The sequence below is a fragment of the Mesobacillus sp. S13 genome (genome assembly GCF_020422885.1).
Classification (GTDB): Bacteria; Bacillota; Bacilli; order Bacillales; family Cytobacillaceae; genus Mesobacillus; species Mesobacillus selenatarsenatis_A.
Genome location: NZ_CP084622.1, coordinates 307,843 through 332,019, shown reverse-complemented (window position 1 = coordinate 332,019; position 24,177 = coordinate 307,843). Strand labels below are relative to the sequence as shown.

Below are 24,177 nucleotides of genomic sequence, written 5' to 3'. Positions count from 1 at the left end.
CATCACTCAATTTGTGTTCTTCATTCATCACACTAATATTAACCCTTACGAATCACCTTGAGCTAAAACTCTGCTCACTGCTGCTGCAAAGACGGACAATAATCATGAGTTCGATTTAATTTTTGTCCATCACAGCCTGGATGACGGACAAAAATCCTTCATTCTATTCTTTATCTGTCCGTCATTGCCTTGATGATGGACAAAAATCCTTCATTCCCTTCATTTTCTGTCCGTAATGATCAATATAATACTATGTATGTTTCCGCCCAAATGTCTGTGCTAGTTTAAGGTTATCCTATTTTGAGCAAAAAAAACCTTCTCTTCAGTTCGAAGAGAAGGACACAAATAGGAGAATGCAAGGTTAAAAAATCAAAAACTAATATGGTAAATCTTCGCCTGAGTTGGAGGGCCCAGGCGAAGAGAAAACCCGTGATCAGGAAGTAGTGAACTGTGCTTCTTCGGTAGAGCCTTTTAACGCAGTCGTTGAGGAAGTCCCTCCGGAAATGACCATTGATACATCATCGAAGTAGCCTGTTCCGACTTCGCGCTGGTGTCTTGTAGCTGTGTAGCCATACTGCTCGCTATCGAACTCAGCTTGCTGCAGTTCGGAGTAGGCAGCCATGCCGCGCTCTTTGTAGCCGCGAGCCAGTTCGAACATGCTGTGGTTCAATGCGTGGAAGCCAGCAAGTGTAACGAACTGGAACTTGTAGCCCATTTTGCCAAGCTCGACTTGGAATTTCGCGATCGTCTCGTCATCCAGCTTCTTTTTCCAGTTGAATGAAGGCGAGCAGTTGTAAGCAAGCAGCTTGCCAGGATACTTCTCGTGGATCGCTTCAGCAAAACGACGGGCTTCATCCAGATCAGGCTCAGAAGTTTCACACCAAACAAGGTCAGCATATGGAGCATAAGCCAAGCCGCGTGCGATTGCCTGGTCAAGGCCAGCCTTCACACGGAAGAATCCTTCAGGAGTCCTGTCACCTGTGATGAACGGAGCATCATATGGATCGACATCGCTTGTGATCAAATCTGCTGCATTCGCATCAGTACGCGCCACAATCAGGGTTGGCGTTCCCATGACGTCTGCCGCAAGTCGGGCAGCAATCAAGTTACGGACTGCTGTCTGTGTAGGAAGCAATACCTTTCCGCCAAGGTGTCCGCATTTCTTTTCAGAAGATAGCTGGTCCTCAAAGTGAACGCCTGCTGCGCCAGCTTCGATCATACCCTTCATCAATTCGAATACATTCAGCTGTCCGCCAAAGCCTGCTTCTGCATCCGCCACGATTGGTGCGAACCAGTCGATGGAATTGTCTCCTTCGCCATGAGTGATCTGGTCAGCACGCTGCAACGCCTGGTTGATGCGCTTAACAACAGCGGGAACGCTGTTCGCCGGATACAAACTCTGGTCAGGATACATATTTCCGGAAAGGTTAGCGTCCGCTGCAACCTGCCAGCCACTCAAGTAGATTGCCTTAAGGCCAGCTTTTACCTGCTGGACAGCCTGGTTGCCAGTCAAAGCACCAAGAGCGTTAACGAAATCTTCCTCATGTACCAGCTTCCACAGCTTTTCTGCACCGCGGCGTGCCAGTGTATGCTCAATATCGATTGAACCGCGAAGCTTGATGACATCCTCTGCACTATATGTTCTTTCCACCCCAGCCCATCTGCTATCCATTTCCCAGCTTTCCTGCAATTGCTTTACACGATCTTGAGTCATTTATTGTTCCTCCTAATGTTTGTTTTTATATGAATCTATCAATCTATTAAGCTAAAGCCTGATAGCCAGGCAATGTTAAAAATTCAACGAACTCATCATTTAGAATCAATTCATCAAACATTTCTGCTGCCTGCTCGAATTTCCCATTTTCAAATGCCGCTTCGCCGACTTCCAGCTTGATTTTTTCAAGCTCCTCTTCCTTCAGTTCATGGTACATTTCAACCGTCACTTTGCGGCCATCGTCCAGGACTCCTTTTGGATGGCGAATCCATTGCCATAGCTGCGCACGGGAAATCTCGGCTGTTGCGGCATCCTCCATCAGGTTATGGATTGGAGCTGCGCCGCGGCCATTCAGCCAGGAAGCTACATACTGGATGCCGACATTGATGTTCATCCGGACGCCGGCTTCTGTTATAGTCCCCTCTGGTACAGCAAGCAAATCAGCTGCTTTAACCTCAACATCCTTTTGCTTGCCAGATTCTATCTGGTTTGGTTCCGGCATTTCCTTATTGAAGGCTTCTAGGGCTACTGGAACCAGACCTGGATGTGCAACCCAAGTGCCATCATGGCCGTCTCGGGCTTCACGTTCCTTATCCGCACGTACCTTTGCGAATGCTTCAGCATTTGCTTTCTCGTCATTTTTGATCGGGATTTGCGCCGCCATTCCACCCATTGCCGGTGCCATGCGACGGTGGCAAGTCTGGATCGTCAGCAACGAGTAGGATCTCATGAATGGAACCGTCATCGTAACCTGGGAGCGATCCGGTAAAATCACATCATCCTGTGAACGCAGTTTTTTCAGATAGCTGAAAATATAATCCCATCGCCCGCAGTTCAATCCAGCGGAATGCTCTTTCAACTCATATAGAATTTCATTCATTTCGAAGGAAGCCAGGATCGTTTCAATCAAAACAGTTGCTTTAATCGTTCCCTGTGGAATGCCAAGATGATTCTGTGCATATACGAACACATCGTTCCATAGGCGAGCTTCAAGGTGGCTCTCCATCTTAGGAAGGTAGAAGTATGGGCCTGTGCCCTGCTCTATCAGCTTTTTCGCATTGTGGAAAAAGTACATCGCGAAATCGAATAATCCGCCGGAAATCGGGTTGCCATCGAGCAATACATGTTTTTCTTCTAGGTGCCAGCCTCTCGGGCGAACCATTAAAACAGCTGTTTTTTCATTCAATTGATACTTTTTGCCATTTGGATTTTCAAAAGAGATCGTCCTGTTGACGGCGTCCCTTAGATTGATCTGTCCTTCAACAATCGCTTCCCAAGTCGGCGAAGTTGAATCCTCGCAGTCCGCCATGAAAATCTTCGCTCCTGAATTGAGCGCATTGATGACCATCTTCCTGTCAGTCGGACCAGTGATCTCGACTCTGCGATCCTGCAGATCTTTTGGCAGTGGCGCGATTGTCCAGTCACTTTCACGGATGTGCTTCGTCTCCGGCAAAAAGTCCGGTAGCTTGCCTGCATTGATTTCTGCCTGGCGCTTTTCACGTGCTTCCAGCAACTCTACCCGGCGCTCACCAAAATGCCTTTCAAGTCTCTCAACAAAATCAAGAGCCTCTGGTGTCAAAATTTCTTCATATCCTTTTTTCATGCTGCCTACGATTTCAATTCCTGTAGTTTGTGTCGACATTTACTGTCTTCACCCCTTTGTTATAGTACAGTATCAATATCTCTAATATGTATTATATAACAGAGTATTTAGATTGCAACTATTTTGTTAAATTTTTCTGAAAAATTTTTAAATTAGTGCTTTAGCCTGCTATTCCATAAAAAGGTACTTGGTGAAATTATGAAAGAAAAGCGTGCGATTCCTCTCCTTATCGATGCAATTATAAGCAGGAATGGAGCAATTCCTAATATTCACCGTGCAATTGATGATTTAGAAAGGCAGACAACACAAAGAAACCCCTGATCACAGGGGTTCATTGGCATTCTTTTTCAATATGAATTTTATAAAGATAAATGTGAGAGCAGGCACAACTAAATTAGGAAGGAGAAATTGTACGAAGAAGGAGAGTACATCTGTAAGCTGATTTGCCTTGTCTGTTTGAGGGATCAGGATTTGATTCCCGAAAGGGCCTTTTGAGAAAACGGAGTTAAAAACAAAGTTCCATCCTAAGTGGAGACCAATTGGGAGCATCATCGATTTCGTTTTATCAAAGGCATATGCCCAAACTAAACCAGAGATTGACGTCATCAGGAACACAACAAGCATCAAAACAATATTTCCTAATACTCCAAATGAAAACCAGTGATAGATTCCAAAGACCACTGCGGATAAAATGATCCCTGTCTTTGCTCCCCATTTTCGGATAGCGATGTAGAGAAGTGCTCCTCTAAAAATCAATTCCTCAAAGACAACTGACTTCACATTCCACCAGAAGAAGTTTATTGTGCCAAGGACAGATAAATTTTCATTCAGTGTCCAGTCCGTATTTGTCAGGGCAGAATCCACCAGTTGTATTACTGTACAAAGAATTGCGGTGAAAATGAACCCAATAGCTAGTTGGGACATCCTTGATTTTGATGGTGTGATTCCTAATGCACCAAGGCTTTCCCTGTAAAAAACACGAAGCAAAATCCACGATATTATGAGCTGCACTACTATTCCAAGCAAAGCACCAACTCCAATTAGGATAATTTTACCTAATTATATCAAAGGACATATCATCACATTCCCTTAAATTGAAAAAATCCCCTCTCAAAACGAGAAGGGGATTCCATTTCTATATTAGTACATTTCAGAAGTAGTCTTCGCTTGCATGTGAAGAAGCAGATAGTCTGGTCCGCCAGCTTTTGAATCTGTTCCTGACATGTTGAAGCCGCCGAATGGCTGGTAACCTACGATTGCGCCTGTGCAGCCGCGGTTGAAGTAAAGGTTTCCGACATGGAAATCTTCACGTGCCTTCTGGATGTTTTCACGGTTACGAGTGATAACAGCTCCAGTCAGGCCGTATTCAGTGTTGTTTGCGATTTCAAGAGCATGGTCGAAATCCTTCGCTTTTGCGAAAGCGACAACCGGTCCGAAGATTTCTTCCTGCATGATACGGGCTTTTGGATCAAGGTCAGCGAATACTGTTGGCTTGATGAAGTAGCCTTTAGAGCTGTCTCCTTCGCCACCAGTCATCAAACGGCCCTCTTCCTTGCCGATTTCGATGTAGCTCATGATCTTGTCAAATGCACCCTGGTCATTTACAGGACCCATGAATGTGCTTTGGTCTGTTGGATCGTCAAGCTTAAGCTCATTTGTCAATTCAACGACGCGGTTAAGAACCTGGTCGTATACATCTTCTACGATAACTGCACGTGAACATGCAGAACATTTTTGTCCTGAGAAGCCAAAAGCAGAAGCAGTGATCGCTTGAGCAGCCAATTCAAGATCAGCGTCTTTATCGACAACCATTGTGTCTTTTCCGCCCATTTCAGCGATGACGCGCTTAAGCCAGATTTGGCCTTCGCTCAATTTAGAAGCGCGCTCGTAAATACGCAGACCCACATCACGTGAACCTGTGAAGCTTACGAAACGAGTGTCTTTGTGGTCAACAAGGTAGTCGCCCACTTCTGCGCCGCTTCCTGGTACAAAGTTAAGGACGCCTGCAGGAAGGCCTGCTTCTTCCATAACTTCAACGAACTTAGCCGCAACTACTGGAGTTGTAGAAGCTGGCTTCAATAGAACTGTGTTACCAGCAACGATTGCTGCTACAGTAGTACCAGCCATGATCGCTAATGGGAAGTTCCATGGTGAAATGACGATTCCTACTCCAAGAGGAATGTAATCATAACGGTTATATTCATTTGGACGGCTGTTAACTGGCATTCCGTCTTTGATTTTTAGCATTTGGCGAGCATAGTACTCAAGGAAATCGATCGCTTCAGCTGTATCAGCATCTGCCTCGTTCCATGGCTTACCTGCTTCTTTTGTTAAAAGCGCTGAGAATTCATGCTTGCGGCGGCGAATGATTGCAGCAGCCTTGAATAATACATCTGCACGTGTCTCAGGTTTTACTTTTCTCCAAGTCTTGAACGCTTCAACAGCAGCCTGCATTGCTTTTTCAGCTAAATCGCGATTTGCTTTTGAGACGCGTCCAATAACCTCTTCTTTATTGGATGGGTTGTAAGATACAATCTTGTCTTCAGTCGAGATTCTCTCTCCGCCGATCACCAAGTCGTAATCCTGGCCAAGATAGCCTTCTACAGTCTTCAATCCTGTAAGGTATCCTTCACGGTGTTCCTCATCTTTAAAATTCGTGAAAGGCTCGTGTTTGTATGGCTGAACCATTCTATCCCCTCCTATGTATTAAAACGTTTTCATTCCTTTCCCATTCTATCATGAGAGTCTTATAGTGTTCAATGACAACGTACTAGCAAGTCTTGGATTGCAAATTTTCACATTATTTATTATGGCAATATTGTAATTCAGCCGACTTTTGGGCTTGTTACAGAGTTGGTCGATAAAATGGTGAAAGTGGTCGATATTTTATAAAATCCGCTGATATATTCGAAAATGTGGTCGATATATTTAAAAATGTGGTCGATATAATTTTATTTTCGCCAATAAAATGATTACAGTAGTAAAATCACACGAATAATCAGCAGGGAATCCCCTTAATCTAGCGAATATTTATCTATCATTTAAAAAAGGGGTCTATTTTACATGAGAAAACGGCATGAAGTTTTGTTTAATCAGTTGGAATCCTATCGCAGCTATATTTTAGGCGTGGCAGAGACAGTTTCTGAGGAAGATGCGGAGATTATCCCTTCAGGCTTCAACAATAATATCCGCTGGAACCTCGGGCATATTTACCTTGATCAATATTTGTGGATCCAGGCGGTCACCAAGGAACCCGCAGACGTTCCCGAAGAGTTCAAGTCCTGGTTCGGCTATGGCACCTCCCCGGCCAATTTTACAGAGGAAACTCCGTCCGTCAGCGAGTTAAAAGAATTGCTGAAGACGCAGCCATCGAGAATAAAAGATTCTTATGGTGAGCGATTGGAAGAGGAATTCGCCCCAACCGAAATGGGCATGCATACAATCGAGCAAGTCCTGGTGCGGACCATTTTCCATGAAGGCATGCATTTACAGACCATCCTTGATATTAAAAAGTGTATATAACAGGCAAAGAGCACCGGCTCTTTGCCTCTTTTTCCAATCCCTTAATTCAACTTTTCAGCGACCTGGGTTTCAACTTCTGCAATCAACTTTTTGATATGATTGGAGGGGTAATCGAGGGCTTTGAGCTCAGCAAAATAAGGAAACATGTCTTTTATATCATCAGCGTAAAAGCTGCCATCCCTCGGCAGGGTGTGGCCGGTTACTTTAAAGGCGCCTTCACTTCGATCGACCTTCAGGACCATAGGCACTGACATCCCTGAACCTTGCTCGACGTCGGCACCCTCTTTATAATACTCCATGATCAATGCCCATAAGTAAATTTCATCCTTCTCTTTATTGGAAGCTAGTATTTCATATGCAGTGAAGATTTCTCCGCCAAAATTAGGACTCATCACCTCTTGACGTATGTATCTTTCAATTTCCTGTCCATCTTCATCAGAAATTGCCATGTTTGAACATCCTGCCAGCAACAAAATCACAACCAATAAACTCAGAACGTGTCTCTTCACTTCCCTCCGCCTCCTTAAAAATAGGACGATGAAACAGATAAGTTCGATACACGTTTTCCATAAAAAAAGCAAAGAGCCTCAGCTCCTTGCCTCATCTTACTGATAGATATGCACAAATGGTTCGTCCTGGTCTGGCTTTTTCACGATCAGGGCTTCCTGTCCCAGTACAGATGAAACGCTGATCTGCACGGAAATATAATTAGGGAAGTGTTCCATGACCAGTCCTGTCACATACTGAGTGAAGCCAATTGCCTCGGCTTCGCCATAAAACTGGATCGGTATTTCAATGTTTATTTCCTGAAGCTGGCCATCCAGGTAAAAGCCCTTGCCGATGACGCCATTGAAGTTAGGGAAATACTCCTCAACATCCTGTTTAAAGTTCTGGAAGAATGTCAGGTCATCCCTGTGTTCCTTCTCAGCTTCATCTGACGGAAACAGGATGTATTCTTCCTTTACATCCTTCCAGCTGCCGATATTGTTGCTGCCCTGGGATACCTCCGCATAGGTGAAAAAGTTGCCAGGTACAACAGAAGAGCGGCTTTCCTGTTCAAACAATCCGATGGTGATCGGGACATTTTTTAACTCGTCGATTCCTCTAATCCTGTTGACGACTTCCTGGGCGATCTTCTTCCCTTCCGCTTCAAGAACGGATCGGGAAATATTCTTCTCATATACTGCCCCATATTGTTCCACTTGATAATAGTGAACAGAGTTCAGCGCCAGTCCGATTGCGATGCCGCCAAGCTGGTACGTATCCTCTTTCCCTGATTGGACGAGGTAATTATGCTCGAGGATATGCGCCAGATAAATAGGATTCTTTTTATTCTGTTCGTGGGCATCACCCTTCCCAGGATTGGCAGGATTCAGACCCAGATTTTCCACTGTAATCTTTCTATTACTACCTTCTTTTTTAGCCTTAGCCTGTAATTCTTTTTTCTTTGCCTCTACCTGTGCCGGAGTCATTTCACGCTCCAGCCAGGATGATACAGCGTTGCGTTTGAGATACTGGCCTTCTTTAAAGACATACTTGTCTGTCGGGAAAGAATTTTGGGCAACCCGCATCAGTCCCGTTTCGAACTCAGTGATGTCATAACGCGTATTCAGATTGTTGACGACCATGCCGCGAGCTTCCCCAGGCTCGAACGGCATAATGGTACGGTAGTATTTGTCCGAAATTTTATATTTCGGGATAATCGCTTTTTCCTTTGTTTCATCATCCTTCTCCTGGACGACCTCTTCCTGCTTTTGAAAATTCGGGGCGCAGGCCGTCAGCAGAAGGACAAGAGATAGAGCGACCATTGAGAGCTTCCTCATGGCGTGTACACCTCTTATTTATTTAATTCTTCAAGCATTCTCTCCTCGTTCCACACTTCAATCCCCAGGCTTTCTGCTTTTGTCAGCTTCGAACCTGCGTCTTCACCAGCAATGACTAAATCCGTTTTCTTGCTGACGCTGCCGGATACATTGCCGCCAAGCGCCTCGATTTTTTCTTTTGCTTCGTTTCGGCCCATCTGCTCAAGCTTTCCGGTTAACACGATTGTTTTACCGGCAAAAAATGAATCCGAGTCTGCTGCACTAACCTTCTTAGGTCCTTTGTATTCCATATTGACGCCAACAGCCTTCAGCTCGGAAACCAGTTCTTTCACTTCACCGTTGTCAAAATAAGTGACAATGGAGTCAGCCATTTTTTCGCCGATTTCATTGATGGCCGTCAGTTCATCCTTTGATGCCTGCATCAGTTTATCCATAGATTCGAATTCCTGAGCCAATGTTTTCGCTGCTTTTGCTCCAACTAGGCGAATACCGAGACCAAACAATAGCTTTTCCAAAGAGTTATCCTTCGTCGCTTCAATCGCTGACAGAAGATTGTTGACGGATTTCTCACCCATTCGCTCGAGTGCCAGCAGCTGATCGCGTGTCAGTTTGTAAATGTCGGCTACATCCTTGATCAGCTCTTGGGCAAACAACTGGCTGACCACTCTCTCTCCTAGTCCGTCGATGTTCATCGCATCGCGGGAAACAAAGTGAATCAGGCCTTCCCTTATTTGTGCCGGACATTTCGGATTGATACAGCGCAGCGCAACTTCACCTTCGATCCTGACAAGTTCGCTGCCGCATTCAGGACATTCAGTAGGCATATGGAACTCGACTTCATCTCCTGTCCGCTGCTCGGCAAGGACATTGACGACTTCCGGAATGATATCTCCGGCTTTTTTGATGACGACCTTATCTCCAATTTTGATGTCTTTTTCACGAATCAAATCTTCGTTATGCAAAGATGCGCGGCCAACAGTTGTGCCAGCAACCTGAACTGGTTCAAGAATGGCAGTTGGCGTAACTACACCTGTTCGGCCAACGCTCAATTCGATTTCCTTCAAAGTTGTTACGACTTCCTCGGCAGGGAATTTATAAGCGATTGCCCAGCGAGGGCTTTTTGCAGTGGTCCCAAGTTCAGCCTGCTGGTCAAGCGAATCTACTTTGATGACGATTCCATCAATATCATACGGAAGGTCAGGTCGCTTTTCGACCCAGCTACTCACATACTCGATGACACCATCAATGCTGTCGACTTTCCGGCGCTCTTTATTCGCTTTGAATCCAAGCTTCTCCAGATAATCCAGTCCTTCGCTGTGAGCGCGGATTCCTGTATCACCGACATTTGCCACACTATACAGGAATACATCAAGATTCCTTGATGCAGCAATCTTAGGATCCAGCTGACGAAGGGATCCAGCAGCTGCATTTCGAGGATTGGCAAATGGCTCTTCCTCTTTTTCTTTCCTTGCTTTATTCAATGCTTCGAATGATTTCTTCGGCATGAACGCTTCACCGCGGACTTCAAGTGACACAGGCTCTTTCAGACGGATTGGCAAAGAGCGGATTGTCTTAAGATTAGACGTAATATCCTCACCTGTCGTTCCATCTCCGCGAGTAGCCCCACGCACGAGCAGTCCATCTTCATAAATAAGCGATACTGCCAGACCATCGATTTTCAGTTCACAAACATAAGCAACAGCGTCGCCAACATCCTGGCGGACACGACGGTCAAAATCTCGCAGGTCCTGCTCATCGAAGGCATTGCCAAGACTCAACATCGGAGTCGCATGCTGGACCTTATTGAACATCGTTAAAATCTCGCCGCCGACACGCTGTGTAGGTGAGTCAGGAGTCTGCAGTTCCGGGTATTGCTCCTCAATTTCAATTAGTTCCCTTAAAAGCCTGTCGTACTCCGCATCCGGAACAGACGGCTGGTCAAGAACATAGTACTCATAAGCATATTGATTAAGTAGATTTTGCAAATCCTTGGCTTTTTTCTCAGCACTTTGAAAATCCATAAATCCAGCCCTTTCATAACCGAAAAGCGCAAGCGCCTTGGTCAGCCCCGACAAGCGCTGGAGGGCCTGACAGTGAAGTCGTTCTTTGACTTCATTGGCAGGACCGAAGCGACTCGAGCTGCTCAAAGCTAACGCTTCTCGCAAGATACTCGAGGAAGAACTCGCAGGGATGATAACTGGCTAGGCACTTGAGCTAGACAGTATTCAATGTTATAAAAATAGTTTACGCCTTTGTAATCGGTGCGAACTTGGCCAGCAATCGTTTGATTCCTGTTGGGCTCGGGAATGCGATATCAAGCTCCGTTCCTTCTCCGGAACCTTTTACGCTGACAACGGTCCCTGTTCCCCACTTGCCATGCTGTGCTTTGTCGCCAACCTTCCATTCGATGCCTTCGCCGCCACTTGCTGCTGCGACCGGACGGGAAACAGCTCCGCGAGTTGGCATGGACGGTCTTGCTGAAGTGCCTGGTCTGCCACCACTCATTGGTGCAGGTCTTCCACCGCTCGTTGGTGCAGGCCTTCTGACTTTTGGCACAGCGTCTTCAACCAAATCGGCCGGTATCTCCTTGATGAACCGTGATTCCGGATTCATATTCGTACGGCCGAAAAGGGTACGCATCTGTGCATTCGTGATGAAGAGCTCTTCTTCAGCACGAGTGATTCCCACGTAGGCAAGACGGCGTTCTTCCTCCATCTCATCCTCCTCCATAAGGGAGCGGCTGTGCGGGAATACTCCCTCTTCCATTCCGATCAGGAAGACAACCGGGAACTCAAGTCCCTTGGCTGAGTGCAGTGTCATCAATGTGACGAAATCGGTTTTTTGTTGGCCGTCATCATCCAGGCGGTCGATATCAGCAACAAGCGCCAAATCCGTCAGGAACGCGACAAGGCTCTTATCTTCACTGCTTTCTTCAAAGCTCTTTGTTACCGTTAAAAATTCATCTATGTTTTCAAGACGGCTCTGTGACTCCAGCGATTTTTCCGCCTTCAGCATGTCACGATAGCCAGTTTTCTCAAGTACTTCCTCTACCAGCTCGGTCACTGACAGGTATTCCTGCTGATGAGTGTAATTGCTGACCAGATTGCGGAATTCGGCTGCTGCTTTTTCCGCCTTTGGGCTCAGTCCGATCATTTCGATCGTTTCGAGCGCCTGGAACATCGACAGATCATGCATGGTCGCAAAGTTGGCGATTTTATCAATAGAAGTTGAACCAATCGCACGCTTCGGAACATTGATGATCCTCTGCAGGCTGATATCATCATCCGGGTTGGAAATCAGACGCAGATATGCAAGGATGTCCTTGATTTCTTTTCTGTCATAGAACTTGATGCCGCCAACGATTGAGTAATCGATGTTCGACTTCAGGAAAGATTCCTCAATCACACGGGACTGGGCGTTCGTACGATAGAGAATCGCGATATCAGACAGCTTGCGGCCATTGCGAAGCTGCTCCTGGATTTTCCCAATGACAAACTGCGCCTCGCCCTGTTCGCTGTCCGCTCGATAGTACATGATTTTGTTGCCCTCTGCGTTTTCGGTCCAAAGGTTTTTCGGCTTTCGGTTCATATTGTTCTGGATGACCATATTTGCCGCCAGCAAAATCTTCTTCGTCGAGCGATAGTTCTGCTCAAGCAAAATCACACTTGCCCTTGGATAGTCTTTTTCAAATGATAGGATATTCGTGATATCCGCACCGCGCCAGCGATAAATCGACTGGTCCGAGTCACCTACTACACATAGGTTCTGGAATCTTTGCGCCAGCAATTTTACCAGCATGTATTGTGCCCTGTTCGTATCCTGGTACTCATCGACATGAATGTACTGGAACTTGCGCTGGTAGTACTCCAGCACTTCCGGCACGCGGATGAACAGCGTGATTGTCGTCATGATCAGATCATCGAAATCGAGCGCGTTATTTTTGCGAAGCCTGCGCTGGTACTCCGTATACACATCACTGACCTTCTGGGAAAAATAATCCCCCGCCGTCTTCGCATATTCCTCAGGCGTAATCAATTCGTTCTTCGCCGAGCTCATCGTTCCAAGGATCGCACGTGGATCATACTTTTTCGGATCCATATTCTTGTCCTTCAAAATCGACTTGATGACCGATTGCTGGTCAGTCGAGTCAAGGATCGTGAAGTTTCGGTTGTATCCGAGACGGTCAATGTCCCTGCGCAAAATCCGCACACACATCGAGTGGAACGTCGAAATCCAGATATCGTCTGCCGCGCCGCCCATCATCTTCTGGATTCTCTCGCGCATTTCGCGCGCTGCCTTATTCGTAAACGTAATCGCAAGGATGTTATAAGGATTTACCCCTTTTTCCACCATTAAATACGCAATTCTATGTGTTAAAACTCTTGTTTTACCAGAGCCGGCACCAGCCATTAAGAGCAGCGGTCCATCCACTGTCTTGACAGCCTTCTGCTGCTCCGGGTTCAAGCCATTCAATAATTTATCCGTTAAAAATTGCACTTGCTCACCACCACCATACAAACATTTGTTCTTATTTTATCTCAAAACAGTGTAACAAACAACTTGTCTATCAGCTTATTTTTTCACAGTAGCTACGGTCTTCAATGCTTCGTCAAGGTTGCTGTAAACAACATTCCCAACCACGATGACATCGGCATGCCTGGCCATCTCTTCTGCCTGCTTTGCTGTTTCAATCCCGCCGCCGTAAAAGAGGACCGTGTTGTCGAGCACACCTTTGGCTGCTTCCACATATTCAGGATTCCCATATGTCCCGCTGTATTCCAAATAAAAAATCGGCAGGTTGAACATTTTCTCCGCCATCATCGCGTAAGCCCGCACATCATCAATCGAAAGCTCGGTCTTCGCCTCAGTCAGCTTGGCAGCCTTACAATCCGGATTCAGGATGCAATAGCCTTCCATTTTCAGCTCGTCCCAATCCATCAGGTCGCCATACTCTTTGACCGCTTCATGGTGCAGACCTGTGATCCACTGCGGTTTGCCGCTATTCAGCACTGTCGGGATAAAATAAAAATCGAATCCCGGCGTGATTGAATCAATAGTCGAAACCTCAAGAATGCACGGAACCGTGTAACGGCGTACCCTGGACATCAAATCAAGGACACCTTCAAGAGTGACTCCATCCGTGCCTCCGACCATGATCGCGTCCGTTCCCGACTCGCAAATTCTATCTAATTTTTCATCAGTTATCTCTTTATTTGGATCGAGTTTGAACACATGTCTCCACTCGCGAACATCGTACATCCTTGAATTGCCCCCATTCTATATATCCATTCCACCATTATAGCATTTGTTGTGTATATATAAAAAAGGAAACATATGAAAAAAGCGCTCCGAATGTGGGAACGCTTTTTGGTGAAAAATCATAAATCCCGGTGCTCGTATTGCTCTGTGAATAATCGTGAAAAAACATAGAAACTGATTCCGCTGACAATCAACGCGAGATAAATAGGATCAAGTCCGAAGAAGCTGATGATCTCTTTTTCGCCAAGATAGACTGCCAGACTTCCAAGGAATAAGGATGCCAGGCTGCCTGCCGGGGTCGCTTTTTCCCAAATATGCCCGAGCACATAAGGAATGAAGGCACCGCCCGCTCTCAATGTAAAAGAGAACATCAATAGCGTAATAATATCCGACACATTCCAAATCGCAGTCAGCAGTGCGAAACCCGAAACAACATACATCGTATAGCGTACCATTTTTAAGAGTTTCCCGTCAGCGGCCTTCTTGTTGACGTATTGATGGTAGATATCATTTGTAAAAATGGAGCCCGCCGCCAATAGATTACTGGATGCACTCGACATCGTCGCCGAAATCAGCGCGGCGAACAGGATGCCTGTGACCACATCCGGCAGCACCTCCATTGCCAGTAACGGCAATGCATACTGCCCGCCTCTTTCCATTAGCGTTGTCCCGTCGATCTGGCCATTCTCAACCATCCCATACATGAATAGTCCGATGACTGCCGGGATGAACGCGAACAGCACGTAGACGATCGAAGTTATATAGGAAGCTTGCTTCGCAGCCTTTCCGTCCTTGGCTGAGTAATAGCGCTGGACCGCCTCCTGGCCAACCGTGAAGGACGCGATATACATGACGACAAGCGCAATGATCGTACCCCAGCCGGCACCATCAACAAGGCTCCATTTGGCTTCGGGGATATTGGCCGTCACCTGCTCGAACCCGCCGCCAGCCTGGAGCGTGAACGGAATGATCAGTGCCATCCCGACAATGATAAAAATCCACTGGACGACATCGGTATACACAACGCTGTACATCCCACCCATGACGCTGTATAACGTGACAACTACCGTCACGATGATGACTGAAACGATATAGCTCCATCCGGTCATGACCGATAGAATCGTCGCCGATGCGATGAACTGAACCGCAGTCAGTCCCACCATCGGCAGCAGCATGATAATCGATGTTACGAGTGAATTCGCTTTGCCATATCGCCTGCGGAAGTATTCAGGTACCGTTTTTACTGCCGCTTCGCGCAACATTGGTGCGAGGAACGCCAACACGATGAACGCAATCGCCATCGTGATCACATACCATACGGCCGAAAGTCCCCAATCACCATACGCTTTTTCCACCACCCCGAGAGAAGAGCCGCCGCCAACCTCGGTCGCAGCGAGACTTCCCGCCAGCAGCCACGGACCCATCTTCCGGCCCGCCACAAGGAAATCCTCATTATCATTGATCTTTTTCGAAGATATGTACCCAATCAGGATCATAATTCCTAAATAAATGATCACAATTGCAATAACCGTCAAACTTGCCCCCATCAACTCACTCCAATATGTATGTATTACCTACCCCCTACCCTTAACAGTTAGCTATTAACCTGGTTTATTGGCGAAGTTCACAAATTAATTGGCGATTTTCAAGTTTTATTGGCGAAGTTCACAAATTTATTGGCGATTTTTAATTTTTATTGGCGAAGTTCACAATTTTATTGGCGAACTGGAAATAATCAGTACTTTTTTCCAGTCTTTTTTTATGATTTAACGAGAAGATTTACCCCTGATATAATCCAAAATTAATTTTTAAAGCGAAAATCTGATTATATAGCGACATTTTTGTTTATATAGCGCAAATCTGATTTATATAGCGGAATTTCCATTTTTATAGCGACTTTTTCGATTATATAGCGACTTTTTCATTTATATAGCGAATTGGTAATTACCCGTGATTTTTCCCAACTTTTCACCGCATAAAAAAAACGGAACCACATCTGGTTCCGTCCTCATCAATAAACTATTTCGCTTTCTCAGCGTTTTCCTGCTCTTTCAATCTTTCGAGCGCCATTTCGTAGGCATCGTTTCCGTAATTCAAGCAGCGTTTGACACGGGAAATCGTTGCCGTGCTCGCGCCTGTTTCGGTCTCGATTTTATGATAAGTCTTGCCCTCACGAAGCATGCGGGCAACTTCAAGGCGCTGTGCAAGGGACTGGATTTCGTTCACTGTTGCCAGGTCGTCGAAGAAGCGATATGCCTCATCCAGATCTTTCAGCGATAAAATCGCCTTGAATAATTGATCGAGCTCTTTTCCTCTTAGTTTATCAATTTGCATATAGTTTACCCCTTATTTCGCTCAAATTTGTTATGGTTGAGAGTCGAACGAGACATCGCTGATCGATGGGACAATGTTGATCCATGTTTTCCCGGGAACGAAACCAGCTCTTGCTCCATCCTTATAAGGGACGATCCTGCCAGCTTCATTTTTCCATTGAATCTCATTCACTTTGCCTTTTTGGAACAGATAGCCTTTGCCGCCAGATTTCATGTCGATTTCCCTGCGGCCGGCATTGTCGATGATCCTATGGTCCATTTGCACGACAAGGATGTTGTCGAGCAGAACAGGATCTTTCGATTCCAAATCAACACTTTCTTCACTGCCATTGAAACGGTGATACTTCTGCTGTTCTGCGTCATACTCATAGATCAAATCGAATGACGGCGAACCGTATTTCACCATGAATTCCTCAGCTGGTGTACCTTCAAGGCCTTCTGCTTCCTCACTGCTCAAGAATACTGCAGGAGCCGGTGCTTTATCAAGTTCGTAGCCCTTCTTTTTAGCGCCCTTCACGATATTCTCATAGGTGATATAAGAGTTATGAGGTGCTTTTCGGAAATCCGCCCGTTTGAACAAAGTTCCATCGTATTGCATGCCGTTGATGTTATCGATTACTCCTCGTTCAAGCATGTCCTTCGCTTCAGGGCTGTAGCCATGGGCGATGAAAAAGCTGTCAAAGCCTGATGCCAGGCCGATGAAGTATTCCCTCGCACTGCGGACAGGTCCAACTTTTTCAGGCTGCTCGCTTTGAAAAATCGCGACGAACCTTGTCACGTCTCCTTCCGCAAGAACCTCGTGGACAATATCAGCATTGTTCAGACCTGATTGCGGCCGTGCCTTTGGATGGTTATTGACCACCACGGCCACAGCCCGGTCAGAACTCTCCTCGTCCGTACCCACCCCGGTCAGCGGGAATTGATATGGAAGCTCCTCCGGTGCCACAACTTCATCTACTTCAACCTGTTTTTCTTTATGTTCTGTTGCTTCTTTTTTCTCTGTCTCTTTACTGCTGCACCCAGCCGTAATTACCATTGCGGCTGCCAGCACAGCGATCCATTTTTTCATGATTCTTGCCACCCCTTGAACTCCAAGTTCCTTCATGGCTGTCTATGTCTAGATGCACTGTTATATTTTAACGCATTATCGTTGGAAAGAGTACCGTTTTTTTCATTACATCATAGATACCCTCCTGTGTGATTCGGATGTATGGCAGATGTGTTGAACTAAAGAATAATAGCGAATAAATCGGATCGGCGAACTTATAGCCTTTCTCCTTTAAATAGCCAAGCAGCTTCTTCTCCTCTGTCATCAGCTCTGTCACAGGATGGCTCGACATGATGCCCTGCAGCCTTAACGGAATTTCCCTGACAGGCATACCATTTTCACAGGCTACAATTCCCCCGCCAAGCTCCTTCATCCTGTTAAAAGCAGCAACCATATCAGGCTTGCTTTTGCCAATCAGAATGATGTCGCCAGTATTGGAGAACGAGCTTGCCAGCCCCTGCAAATCAGTGGCGAACCCTTTCAGCATCGTATTGATTCGCCATTTCCCATGACGGTCAATCAACATGAAAAAGCATTCATCATGGTTCGAACTCAGCACTTCATCGGAAACATCGATTGAAATCGAATATGGCTTCGTAATGACCGAGTTCTCCATCTTGATGCCGAACGGCATTGAGAATTGAAGGTCGTCCACCGTCAGGTCCCAATCCATTTTGAGCGGTTCGAAACCCATTTCGTTCCAATCAAGCTCTTTCGCTGCATCAATTGCTTCACCATCGCGCTTCACCCATTGGCCCTTTGCCAGCACTGACACAGGTGTCGGATTCATTTCATCGCTCAAAATATTGATGTTTGCCACCCGGCCTGTTGCAATATTGCCGTGAAGATGCTCGAAATTATAATAGCGCGCCACATTGATTGTTGCCATATTATAGGCATCAATGACCGGAACGCCTTTGTCGATGGCAATGCGGATCAATTCATCGATCACACCATTTTCATAAAAAGCGGTTGATGCTCCGTCTGTTGTCATCATGAAACGGTCGTATACCGCTATATCCAGTTCATGAATCTCATCAAGCAGCTTCGGCAAATCCGGACGGATCGAAGAATGTCTCAACGAAACCATATACCCCTGCATCAGCCTTCTGCGTACTTCCTCCCCAGTCATCGCCTCATGGTCGCAATCCGCGCCGAACAGCATCATTTTTGCGAGCGTCTTTTCCGATGCTCCAGGGAAATGCCCCTCGATTTTCTTATGATGGCGCTTCGTTTCCTGCATCCAATGGAGAATCATGTCATCGCCATTCATCAGCTTCGGCCAGCACGTCAGCTCCCCGCCCTGGACGACACTTTCATGCTCTAGCCAGGCCCTGACATTGCTGTTCGAGAAGACTTCCTCCTCATGCTGGATTTCAGTCTGCGCATCAAAACGACACCACCAGTACATCGTGACAGGGTTGTCATTCAGCTCATTAATAAAAGAAAACGCTTTCTTTTTTCCTAACTGCAGAGCCAGTACCATATTGTCGTTGATCAGTGTCGTCGTCCCCGTCTGCGATGCATAGGCAGCGAAAGAATGGGGATTATAAAGTTGAAATGGATGGGCATGAGGTTCAATATAGCCCGGCACCAGCTTCATTCCGGTGCAATCCACTATTTCACATTGCTTTGTATTTTCAGGCAGGTTTTCACCAACATACACAATCCTGTCATTGTAAATCCAAATGTTCGCAGTCATCCACTTGCGGAATGTCTGGTTCAAATATGTCGCGTTCTTCAATAAGACCGTCGGTGAAAGGGTGCCGTCCAAAACAGCAGCATGGTCGCGTAATTGTTTGTTTTTCCATCGATAACGTTGTTCCATACCATGATCCCCTTTTCTCTCTATATTTAAATGAAGTAAGTGTAAGCCCTTACATTATTGTACTATCGTAACATATTTCACTGTTTAACGCATTAAAGAATTTCAAATTAACTGTAAAAAATGGAGTAAAGGAGCGGTGAGTAAATGAATGTACGCCCGAATATTGGAATCATCAACGCACTCATCAGGATTACAGCTGGCCTGACAATCCTGGCATGGTCAACTTCAAAAATGGTGAAACGCCCGTGGAAGGATTCCTATATCTTCATGGCGATGATGGGTGCCATGAAAGTTGGCGAAGGGATCGTCCGCTATTGCCCGCTAACAGCCGCATATGAAAAAGGCCAGGACATGATGGAGGATAAGAACGCGGAAAACGGGGATTCTGAGGGCTGGATTCCCTATAATCCGAGCTGATCTGATAAAAAACAAAGCCCCCAGACTCTGGGGGCTTGCTAAAAGGAGATGATACTATGTTCTGGGAATATATAACAGATGTCAGCTTCGTCTGGATTGCTTTGGTTGGAAGCATCATTGCCCTGTTGCTCGTTTATTTGAAAGGCTCTAGCAAGAGACGTGCCCGATAGCCTTGCTGCCGATGTCCTTGCGGTAAAAGGTTCCCGGGCAGTCCAGTTTTTCAAGCTCAGCATATACTTTTTGCTGTGCTTCTTTTAATGATGACGCTTTTGAACCGACAAGCAGAACCCTGCCGCCGTTCGTGATAAACTCACCATCGATGTTTTTTGCTGTGCCTGCATGAAACACCTGCGACATTTTTTCGATACCCTTCAATACAGCGCCCTTTTCATATTCTTCTGGATAGCCATTGGCCGCAACGACCACACCAATCACGGCTTCTTCAAACCACTCAATCTCCGGCTTATTTCCTTCAAGCACTTCCAGCATGACCGCCACCAAATCCGATTTCATCCTTGGCAAAATCACCTGTGTTTCCGGATCACCGAAACGCGCATTGAATTCAATCACTTTAGGGCCTTCTTCGGTCTCGATCAGCCCAGCATACAGGATTCCGGTAAAGCTGCGGCCTTCCATCTCCATCGCAATCGCTGCCGGCTGAAGGATTTGTTCCACTGCGACATCGATTGATTCCTGACGAATATGAGGCACTGGTGAATAGGCACCCATGCCGCCGGTATTCGGTCCCCTATCGCCGTCGAAGGCCCGCTTATGGTCCTGGGCGATTTCAAGCGGAATCACATTGCCGCCATTCACAAATGCCATCAGTGAAAACTCTTCCCCTGTTAAAAATTGCTCCATCACCACGCTTGCAGATGCCTCGCCGAATTTGCTGTTCAGCAACATTTCCTGCAAAGCGAATTCTGCTTCCTTTACTGTCATCGCTACGACCACGCCCTTGCCTGCCGCCAGACCGTCCGCCTTGATGACAATCGGTGCTCCGACTTCGCCCAGATACTCCCGCGCTTCTCCATAATCACTGAACGTTTCGTACTTAGCTGTCGGGATGCCGTACTTTTTCATCAGGTCCTTCGCGAATGATTTACTGCCTTCGATGATTGCGGCAGCTTTGGATGGACCGAATACCTTCAGCCCTTCCTCGATGAAACGATCTGCCAGACCCTCAAGCAAAGGAACCTCAGGTCCGATGATCGTCAGTCCGATTTGCTCCTCCTTTGCAAAAGAAACAAGTCTATCCAAATCACTTTCATTGATCTCCACTAGCTTCGCACAATCTGCCATCCCCGGATTCCCCGGTGCAGCGAACACCTCTGTCACAAGCGGACTTTCACTGACCTTCCGGCAAATCGCATGCTCACGGCCACCTTTGCCAACCACAAGAACCTTCATATCACGCACCCCCGTAAATTTCAGAACTGCTTATCACTTATTATTCCATTGATATTAATGCCTGAAATGCCTTACACCTGTAAACACCATCGCAATGCCATATTCATCGGCCTTCTTGATTGAATCAGCGTCACGGACGGATCCGCCCGGCTGGATGATCGCCGTTATTCCGGCTTTTGCCGCTGCTTCGACGGTGTCATCCATCGGGAAGAACGCATCAGATGCGAGCGCTGCTCCATCCGCTTTGGAACCAGCTTGTTCCAGGGCAATTTTAGCTGCACCGACACGGTTCATCTGTCCTGCACCGATTCCAAGTGTCATGTCTTGATCCGCCACGACAATCGCATTGGATTTAACATGCTTAACAACCTTCCAGCCAAGCTTTAACGCTTCCCACTCAGCTTCCGTCGGTTCTCGTTTCGTCGGCACGGAGATTTCTGCGTCCTCGAAACCAAATGCATCCTGTTCCTGAACAAGCAATCCGCCTTCAATTGAAGAAAGTGTGTTTTCCTTTGCAGCTTCCCCGTCAAATGAGACCTTCAGCAAACGAAGGTTTTTCTTAGCTGTTAAAATTTCCATTGCCTCGTCGCTAAAAGAAGGCGCAATGATGATCTCAAGGAAGATTTCATAAAGCTTACGCGCAGTCTCGCCATCGACTTCGCGATTCAAGGCAATGATCCCGCCAAAAATGGATACAGGATCTGCTTGGAACGCTTTTCCGAAAGCATCAAAAATATCTTTTCCAGTTCCAACTCCGCACGGGTTCATGTGCTTGACCGCAACCGCAGCAGGCTCAGAGAATTCTTTTACGATCTGCAAGGCAGCGTTCGCATCATTGATATTGTTATAAGAAAGCTCTTTCCCGTGGAGCTGTTCCGCTGCAGCCACCGAAAACGCCGAGCCAAGCGGCTTCTGGTAAAAAGCGGCCTTTTGATGAGGATTTTCTCCGTAGCGCAGATTCTGTTTCAGTTCATATGTCACCGTCATTTTTTCCGGCTGATCCTCGCCAGCAAGACTCGTCATATATTCTGCGATCAGCGCATCATAAGCAGCCGTATGACGGAATACCTTCGCTGCCAAGCGGCGACGTGTTTCCACAGTGGTTTCGTTCTGGGTTTTGTACTCTTCTATTACCTGCTGGTAATCCGCAGGATCGACAAGCACCGTTATGTATTGATGATTTTTTGCTGAGGCACGCAGCATCGCCGGACCGCCGATATCGATGTTTTCGATTGCATCCGCAGGCGTTACACCAGGTTTGGAAATCGTTTCTTTAAAAGGATACAAGTTCACGCAGACTAGCTCGATCTTCTCGATTTCATTTTCAGCCAGCTGCTTCTTGTGGGAAGGATCATCATACTTCGCAAGCAGGCCGCCATGAATTTTTGGATGCAGAGTCTTCACACGCCCTTCGAGGATTTCCGAAAAACCAGTCACATCGCTGATGCCGATGACCGGCACGCCTCCATCCTTGAGTGCCTGCTTCGTACCGCCAGTAGAGACGATCTCAAACCCAAGCTGTACAAGCTCCTTCGCTAACTCAACAATTCCGTCTTTATTTGAAACACTGATCAGTGCACGCTTTTTTCCCATTGTACTGCCTCCTCTTCTCCGTTCAACAGCTCCTCCAAAACTTCTGGATACAAGCTGTGTTCTATCCGCTGTATTTTCTTCTGAAGTGATTCTCTCGTTTCACCTGGCGCGATTTTCACAGCCGCACTGGCAATGATCGGCCCGGTGTCCATCCCTTCATCGACGTAATGGATGGTCACTCCGGTTTTCTCCACTCCCGCTGCCAGCGCCTGGCCAATCGCATCCTTCCCAGGGAACGCAGGCAATATTGACGGGTGGATGTTGACGATTTTTCCTTCATAAGCCTCAAGCAATGTCGGCCCAATAAGGCGCATATAGCCGGCAAGGACAATCATATCGATTTCAAGGCTGGTTAGTTTTTGTAAAATTTCCGCCTCGTATTCAGCCTTGGAATGATAACTCCTCGGACTGATGACAAATGCAGGAATCCCGAGCATTTCCGCGCGGTCGACTGTAAAAGCACCCGGCTTGTCGCATACGAGCAAGCTGATTTCAACATTCAGCATGCCAGCCTGCGCCGCGACCGCGATCGCCTGAAAATTGCTGCCGCTGCCTGAAGCAAAAACGGCTATTTTTTTCATACCTGTTCACCAGCCATTTTCATGTGGATTCCTTCTGAGCCGATCACTGTGCCAATCACTGAAGAATGCTCACCCATCTCGTTAAAATACTGGACCACTTCATGTGCAATATTTTTATCAACAGCCGCCACCATGCCAATACCCATATTAAATGTATTATACATTTCTGGACGATCAAGTTGTGCTAAAGACTCCAATGTTTTGAACACTTGAGGAATCTCCCAGCTGCCTTCCTCGATTTCAGCACCAAGTCCTTCTGGAAGCATCCTTGGGATATTTTCAATAAAACCGCCACCCGTGATGTGGGCAAGTCCTTTAAGCTCGAATTGCTTCATCGCGGCAAGCACCGATTTTACATAAACACGCGTCGGCTTCAGCAGCTCTTCTCCAAGCGTACAGCCGAACTCATCGACATACCGGTCAAGCTCCCAGCCTGCCTGTTCAAAAAACACCTTCCGGACAAGCGAGTAGCCATTGCTGTGGATGCCGCTTGACGCAAGCCCAATCAGCACATCCCCTTCTTTGATTTGCTTGCCGGTGACGACCTCTGCTTTTTCACAGGCTCCGACCGCAAATCCAGCCAAATCATATTCTTCCGGAGAGTACATCCCTGGCATTTCGGCAGTTTCACCACCAACAAGCGCGCAGCCAGCCTGCTCACATCCATCGGCAATCCCTTTGACAATCGCCTCGATTTTTTCAGGCTGAGCCTTTCCGCAGGCGATGTAATCAAGGAAATATAATGGCTCCGCTCCCTGGACAACAATGTCATTCACACACATCGCAACTGCATCTATGCCGATTGTATCATGGCGGTCCATCATGAACGCCAGCATCAGCTTTGTGCCGACGCCATCGGTACCTGAAACGAGCACCGGTTCCTTCAGATCAAGGCTGGAAAGGTCGAACATTCCGCCGAATCCGCCCAGCGCCCCCATCACACCAGGACGAACTGTCCGATTCACATGCTTTTTAATCCGTTCGACCGCTTCGTATCCGGCCTCAATATCCACACCAGCCTGTTTATACGCATTTGCCATGTTCAC

The 24,177-nt window shown here is 46.8% G+C and carries 20 protein-coding genes; 3 read left to right on the top strand and 17 right to left on the bottom strand.

From position 1 onward, the window contains the following. Positions 1–433: 433 nt before the first annotated feature. The 4 genes from aceA to pruA form a co-directional block, all read right to left on the bottom strand. Positions 434–1,714 carry an isocitrate lyase gene (gene aceA, locus LGO15_RS01735; RefSeq protein WP_167832413.1) on the bottom strand — a complete coding sequence of 427 codons (1,281 nt, stop codon included), beginning with the start codon at positions 1,712–1,714 and terminating at the stop codon, positions 434–436. Positions 1,715–1,760: 46 nt separating this feature from the next. Continuing rightward, positions 1,761–3,356, bottom strand: coding sequence for a malate synthase A (gene aceB, locus LGO15_RS01730; protein ID WP_226086434.1), 1,596 nt, complete (start codon positions 3,354–3,356; stop codon positions 1,761–1,763). A 282-nt stretch (positions 3,357–3,638) separates the two neighbouring features. Then, a complete protein-coding gene (locus tag LGO15_RS01725; protein WP_226086433.1) occupies positions 3,639–4,343 on the bottom strand; it encodes a CPBP family intramembrane glutamic endopeptidase in 705 nt (234 codons plus the stop codon). Positions 4,344–4,457: 114 nt separating this feature from the next. Then, positions 4,458–6,005, bottom strand: coding sequence for an L-glutamate gamma-semialdehyde dehydrogenase (pruA, locus tag LGO15_RS01720; protein ID WP_226086432.1), 1,548 nt, complete (start codon positions 6,003–6,005; stop codon positions 4,458–4,460). 375 nt (positions 6,006–6,380) lie between these two features. Between pruA and LGO15_RS01715 the strand changes: the two genes are divergently transcribed. Continuing rightward, entirely contained in the window at positions 6,381–6,839 is a 459-nt protein-coding gene (locus LGO15_RS01715) for a DinB family protein (protein ID WP_167832417.1), read from the top strand. A gap of 41 nt (positions 6,840–6,880) precedes the next feature. Here LGO15_RS01715 and LGO15_RS01710 read toward each other — a convergent pair whose 3' ends face one another. From LGO15_RS01710 to LGO15_RS01670, 9 genes are all read right to left on the bottom strand, one after another. After that, a complete protein-coding gene (locus LGO15_RS01710) occupies positions 6,881–7,348 on the bottom strand; it encodes a hypothetical protein (protein ID WP_226086431.1) in 468 nt (155 codons plus the stop codon). A gap of 96 nt (positions 7,349–7,444) precedes the next feature. Next, a complete protein-coding gene (locus LGO15_RS01705; RefSeq protein ID WP_167832419.1) occupies positions 7,445–8,662 on the bottom strand; it encodes a CamS family sex pheromone protein in 1,218 nt (405 codons plus the stop codon). A 14-nt stretch (positions 8,663–8,676) separates the two neighbouring features. Next, a complete protein-coding gene (gene ligA, locus LGO15_RS01700) occupies positions 8,677–10,683 on the bottom strand; it encodes an NAD-dependent DNA ligase LigA (RefSeq protein ID WP_226087791.1) in 2,007 nt (668 codons plus the stop codon). Positions 10,684–10,906: 223 nt separating this feature from the next. Then, positions 10,907–13,159 (bottom strand): DNA helicase PcrA, encoded by a 2,253-nt coding sequence (gene pcrA, locus LGO15_RS01695; RefSeq protein WP_226086430.1) that lies wholly within the window; start codon positions 13,157–13,159, stop codon positions 10,907–10,909. A 75-nt stretch (positions 13,160–13,234) separates the two neighbouring features. Further along, entirely contained in the window at positions 13,235–13,921 is a 687-nt protein-coding gene (locus LGO15_RS01690) for a heptaprenylglyceryl phosphate synthase (RefSeq protein ID WP_226086429.1), read from the bottom strand. Positions 13,922–14,040: 119 nt separating this feature from the next. Then, a complete protein-coding gene (locus LGO15_RS01685) occupies positions 14,041–15,468 on the bottom strand; it encodes a sodium:solute symporter family protein (protein ID WP_226086428.1) in 1,428 nt (475 codons plus the stop codon). Between the two features lie 472 nt (positions 15,469–15,940). Beyond that, entirely contained in the window at positions 15,941–16,255 is a 315-nt protein-coding gene (locus LGO15_RS01680) for a YerC/YecD family TrpR-related protein (RefSeq protein ID WP_023626236.1), read from the bottom strand. A gap of 30 nt (positions 16,256–16,285) precedes the next feature. Then, positions 16,286–17,323 carry a DUF3048 domain-containing protein gene (locus LGO15_RS01675; RefSeq protein WP_226086427.1) on the bottom strand — a complete coding sequence of 346 codons (1,038 nt, stop codon included), beginning with the start codon at positions 17,321–17,323 and terminating at the stop codon, positions 16,286–16,288. A 67-nt stretch (positions 17,324–17,390) separates the two neighbouring features. Next, positions 17,391–19,130, bottom strand: a complete 1,740-nt coding sequence (locus LGO15_RS01670) for an adenine deaminase C-terminal domain-containing protein (protein WP_226086426.1) — start codon at positions 19,128–19,130, stop codon at positions 17,391–17,393. A 144-nt stretch (positions 19,131–19,274) separates the two neighbouring features. Here LGO15_RS01670 and LGO15_RS01665 point away from each other — a divergent pair, with 144 nt between their 5' ends. Then, positions 19,275–19,547, top strand: coding sequence for a YgaP family membrane protein (locus LGO15_RS01665; RefSeq protein WP_167832425.1), 273 nt, complete (start codon positions 19,275–19,277; stop codon positions 19,545–19,547). Between the two features lie 56 nt (positions 19,548–19,603). Beyond that, on the top strand, positions 19,604–19,717 hold the full coding sequence (locus LGO15_RS24315) for an EYxxD motif small membrane protein (RefSeq protein WP_348633495.1): 114 nt from the start codon (positions 19,604–19,606) through the stop codon (positions 19,715–19,717). Here the strand turns inward: LGO15_RS24315 and purD are convergent. From purD to purM, 4 genes are read right to left on the bottom strand one after another with little or no spacing between them, the layout of a single operon-like run. Beyond that, positions 19,695–20,957, bottom strand: a complete 1,263-nt coding sequence (purD, locus tag LGO15_RS01660; protein WP_226086425.1) for a phosphoribosylamine--glycine ligase — start codon at positions 20,955–20,957, stop codon at positions 19,695–19,697. The genes LGO15_RS24315 and purD overlap by 23 nt on opposite strands. A gap of 54 nt (positions 20,958–21,011) precedes the next feature. Beyond that, positions 21,012–22,550: a bifunctional phosphoribosylaminoimidazolecarboxamide formyltransferase/IMP cyclohydrolase gene (gene purH / locus LGO15_RS01655; RefSeq protein ID WP_226086424.1), complete on the bottom strand. Its 1,539-nt coding sequence runs from the start codon at positions 22,548–22,550 to the stop codon at positions 21,012–21,014. Then, a complete protein-coding gene (gene purN, locus LGO15_RS01650; protein ID WP_226086423.1) occupies positions 22,529–23,131 on the bottom strand; it encodes a phosphoribosylglycinamide formyltransferase in 603 nt (200 codons plus the stop codon). The genes purH and purN overlap by 22 nt, the downstream gene beginning before the upstream one ends. Beyond that, positions 23,128–24,171 carry a phosphoribosylformylglycinamidine cyclo-ligase gene (purM, locus tag LGO15_RS01645; protein WP_226086422.1) on the bottom strand — a complete coding sequence of 348 codons (1,044 nt, stop codon included), beginning with the start codon at positions 24,169–24,171 and terminating at the stop codon, positions 23,128–23,130. Before purM ends, purN begins: the two co-directional genes overlap by 4 nt. Positions 24,172–24,177: the final 6 nt, after the last annotated feature.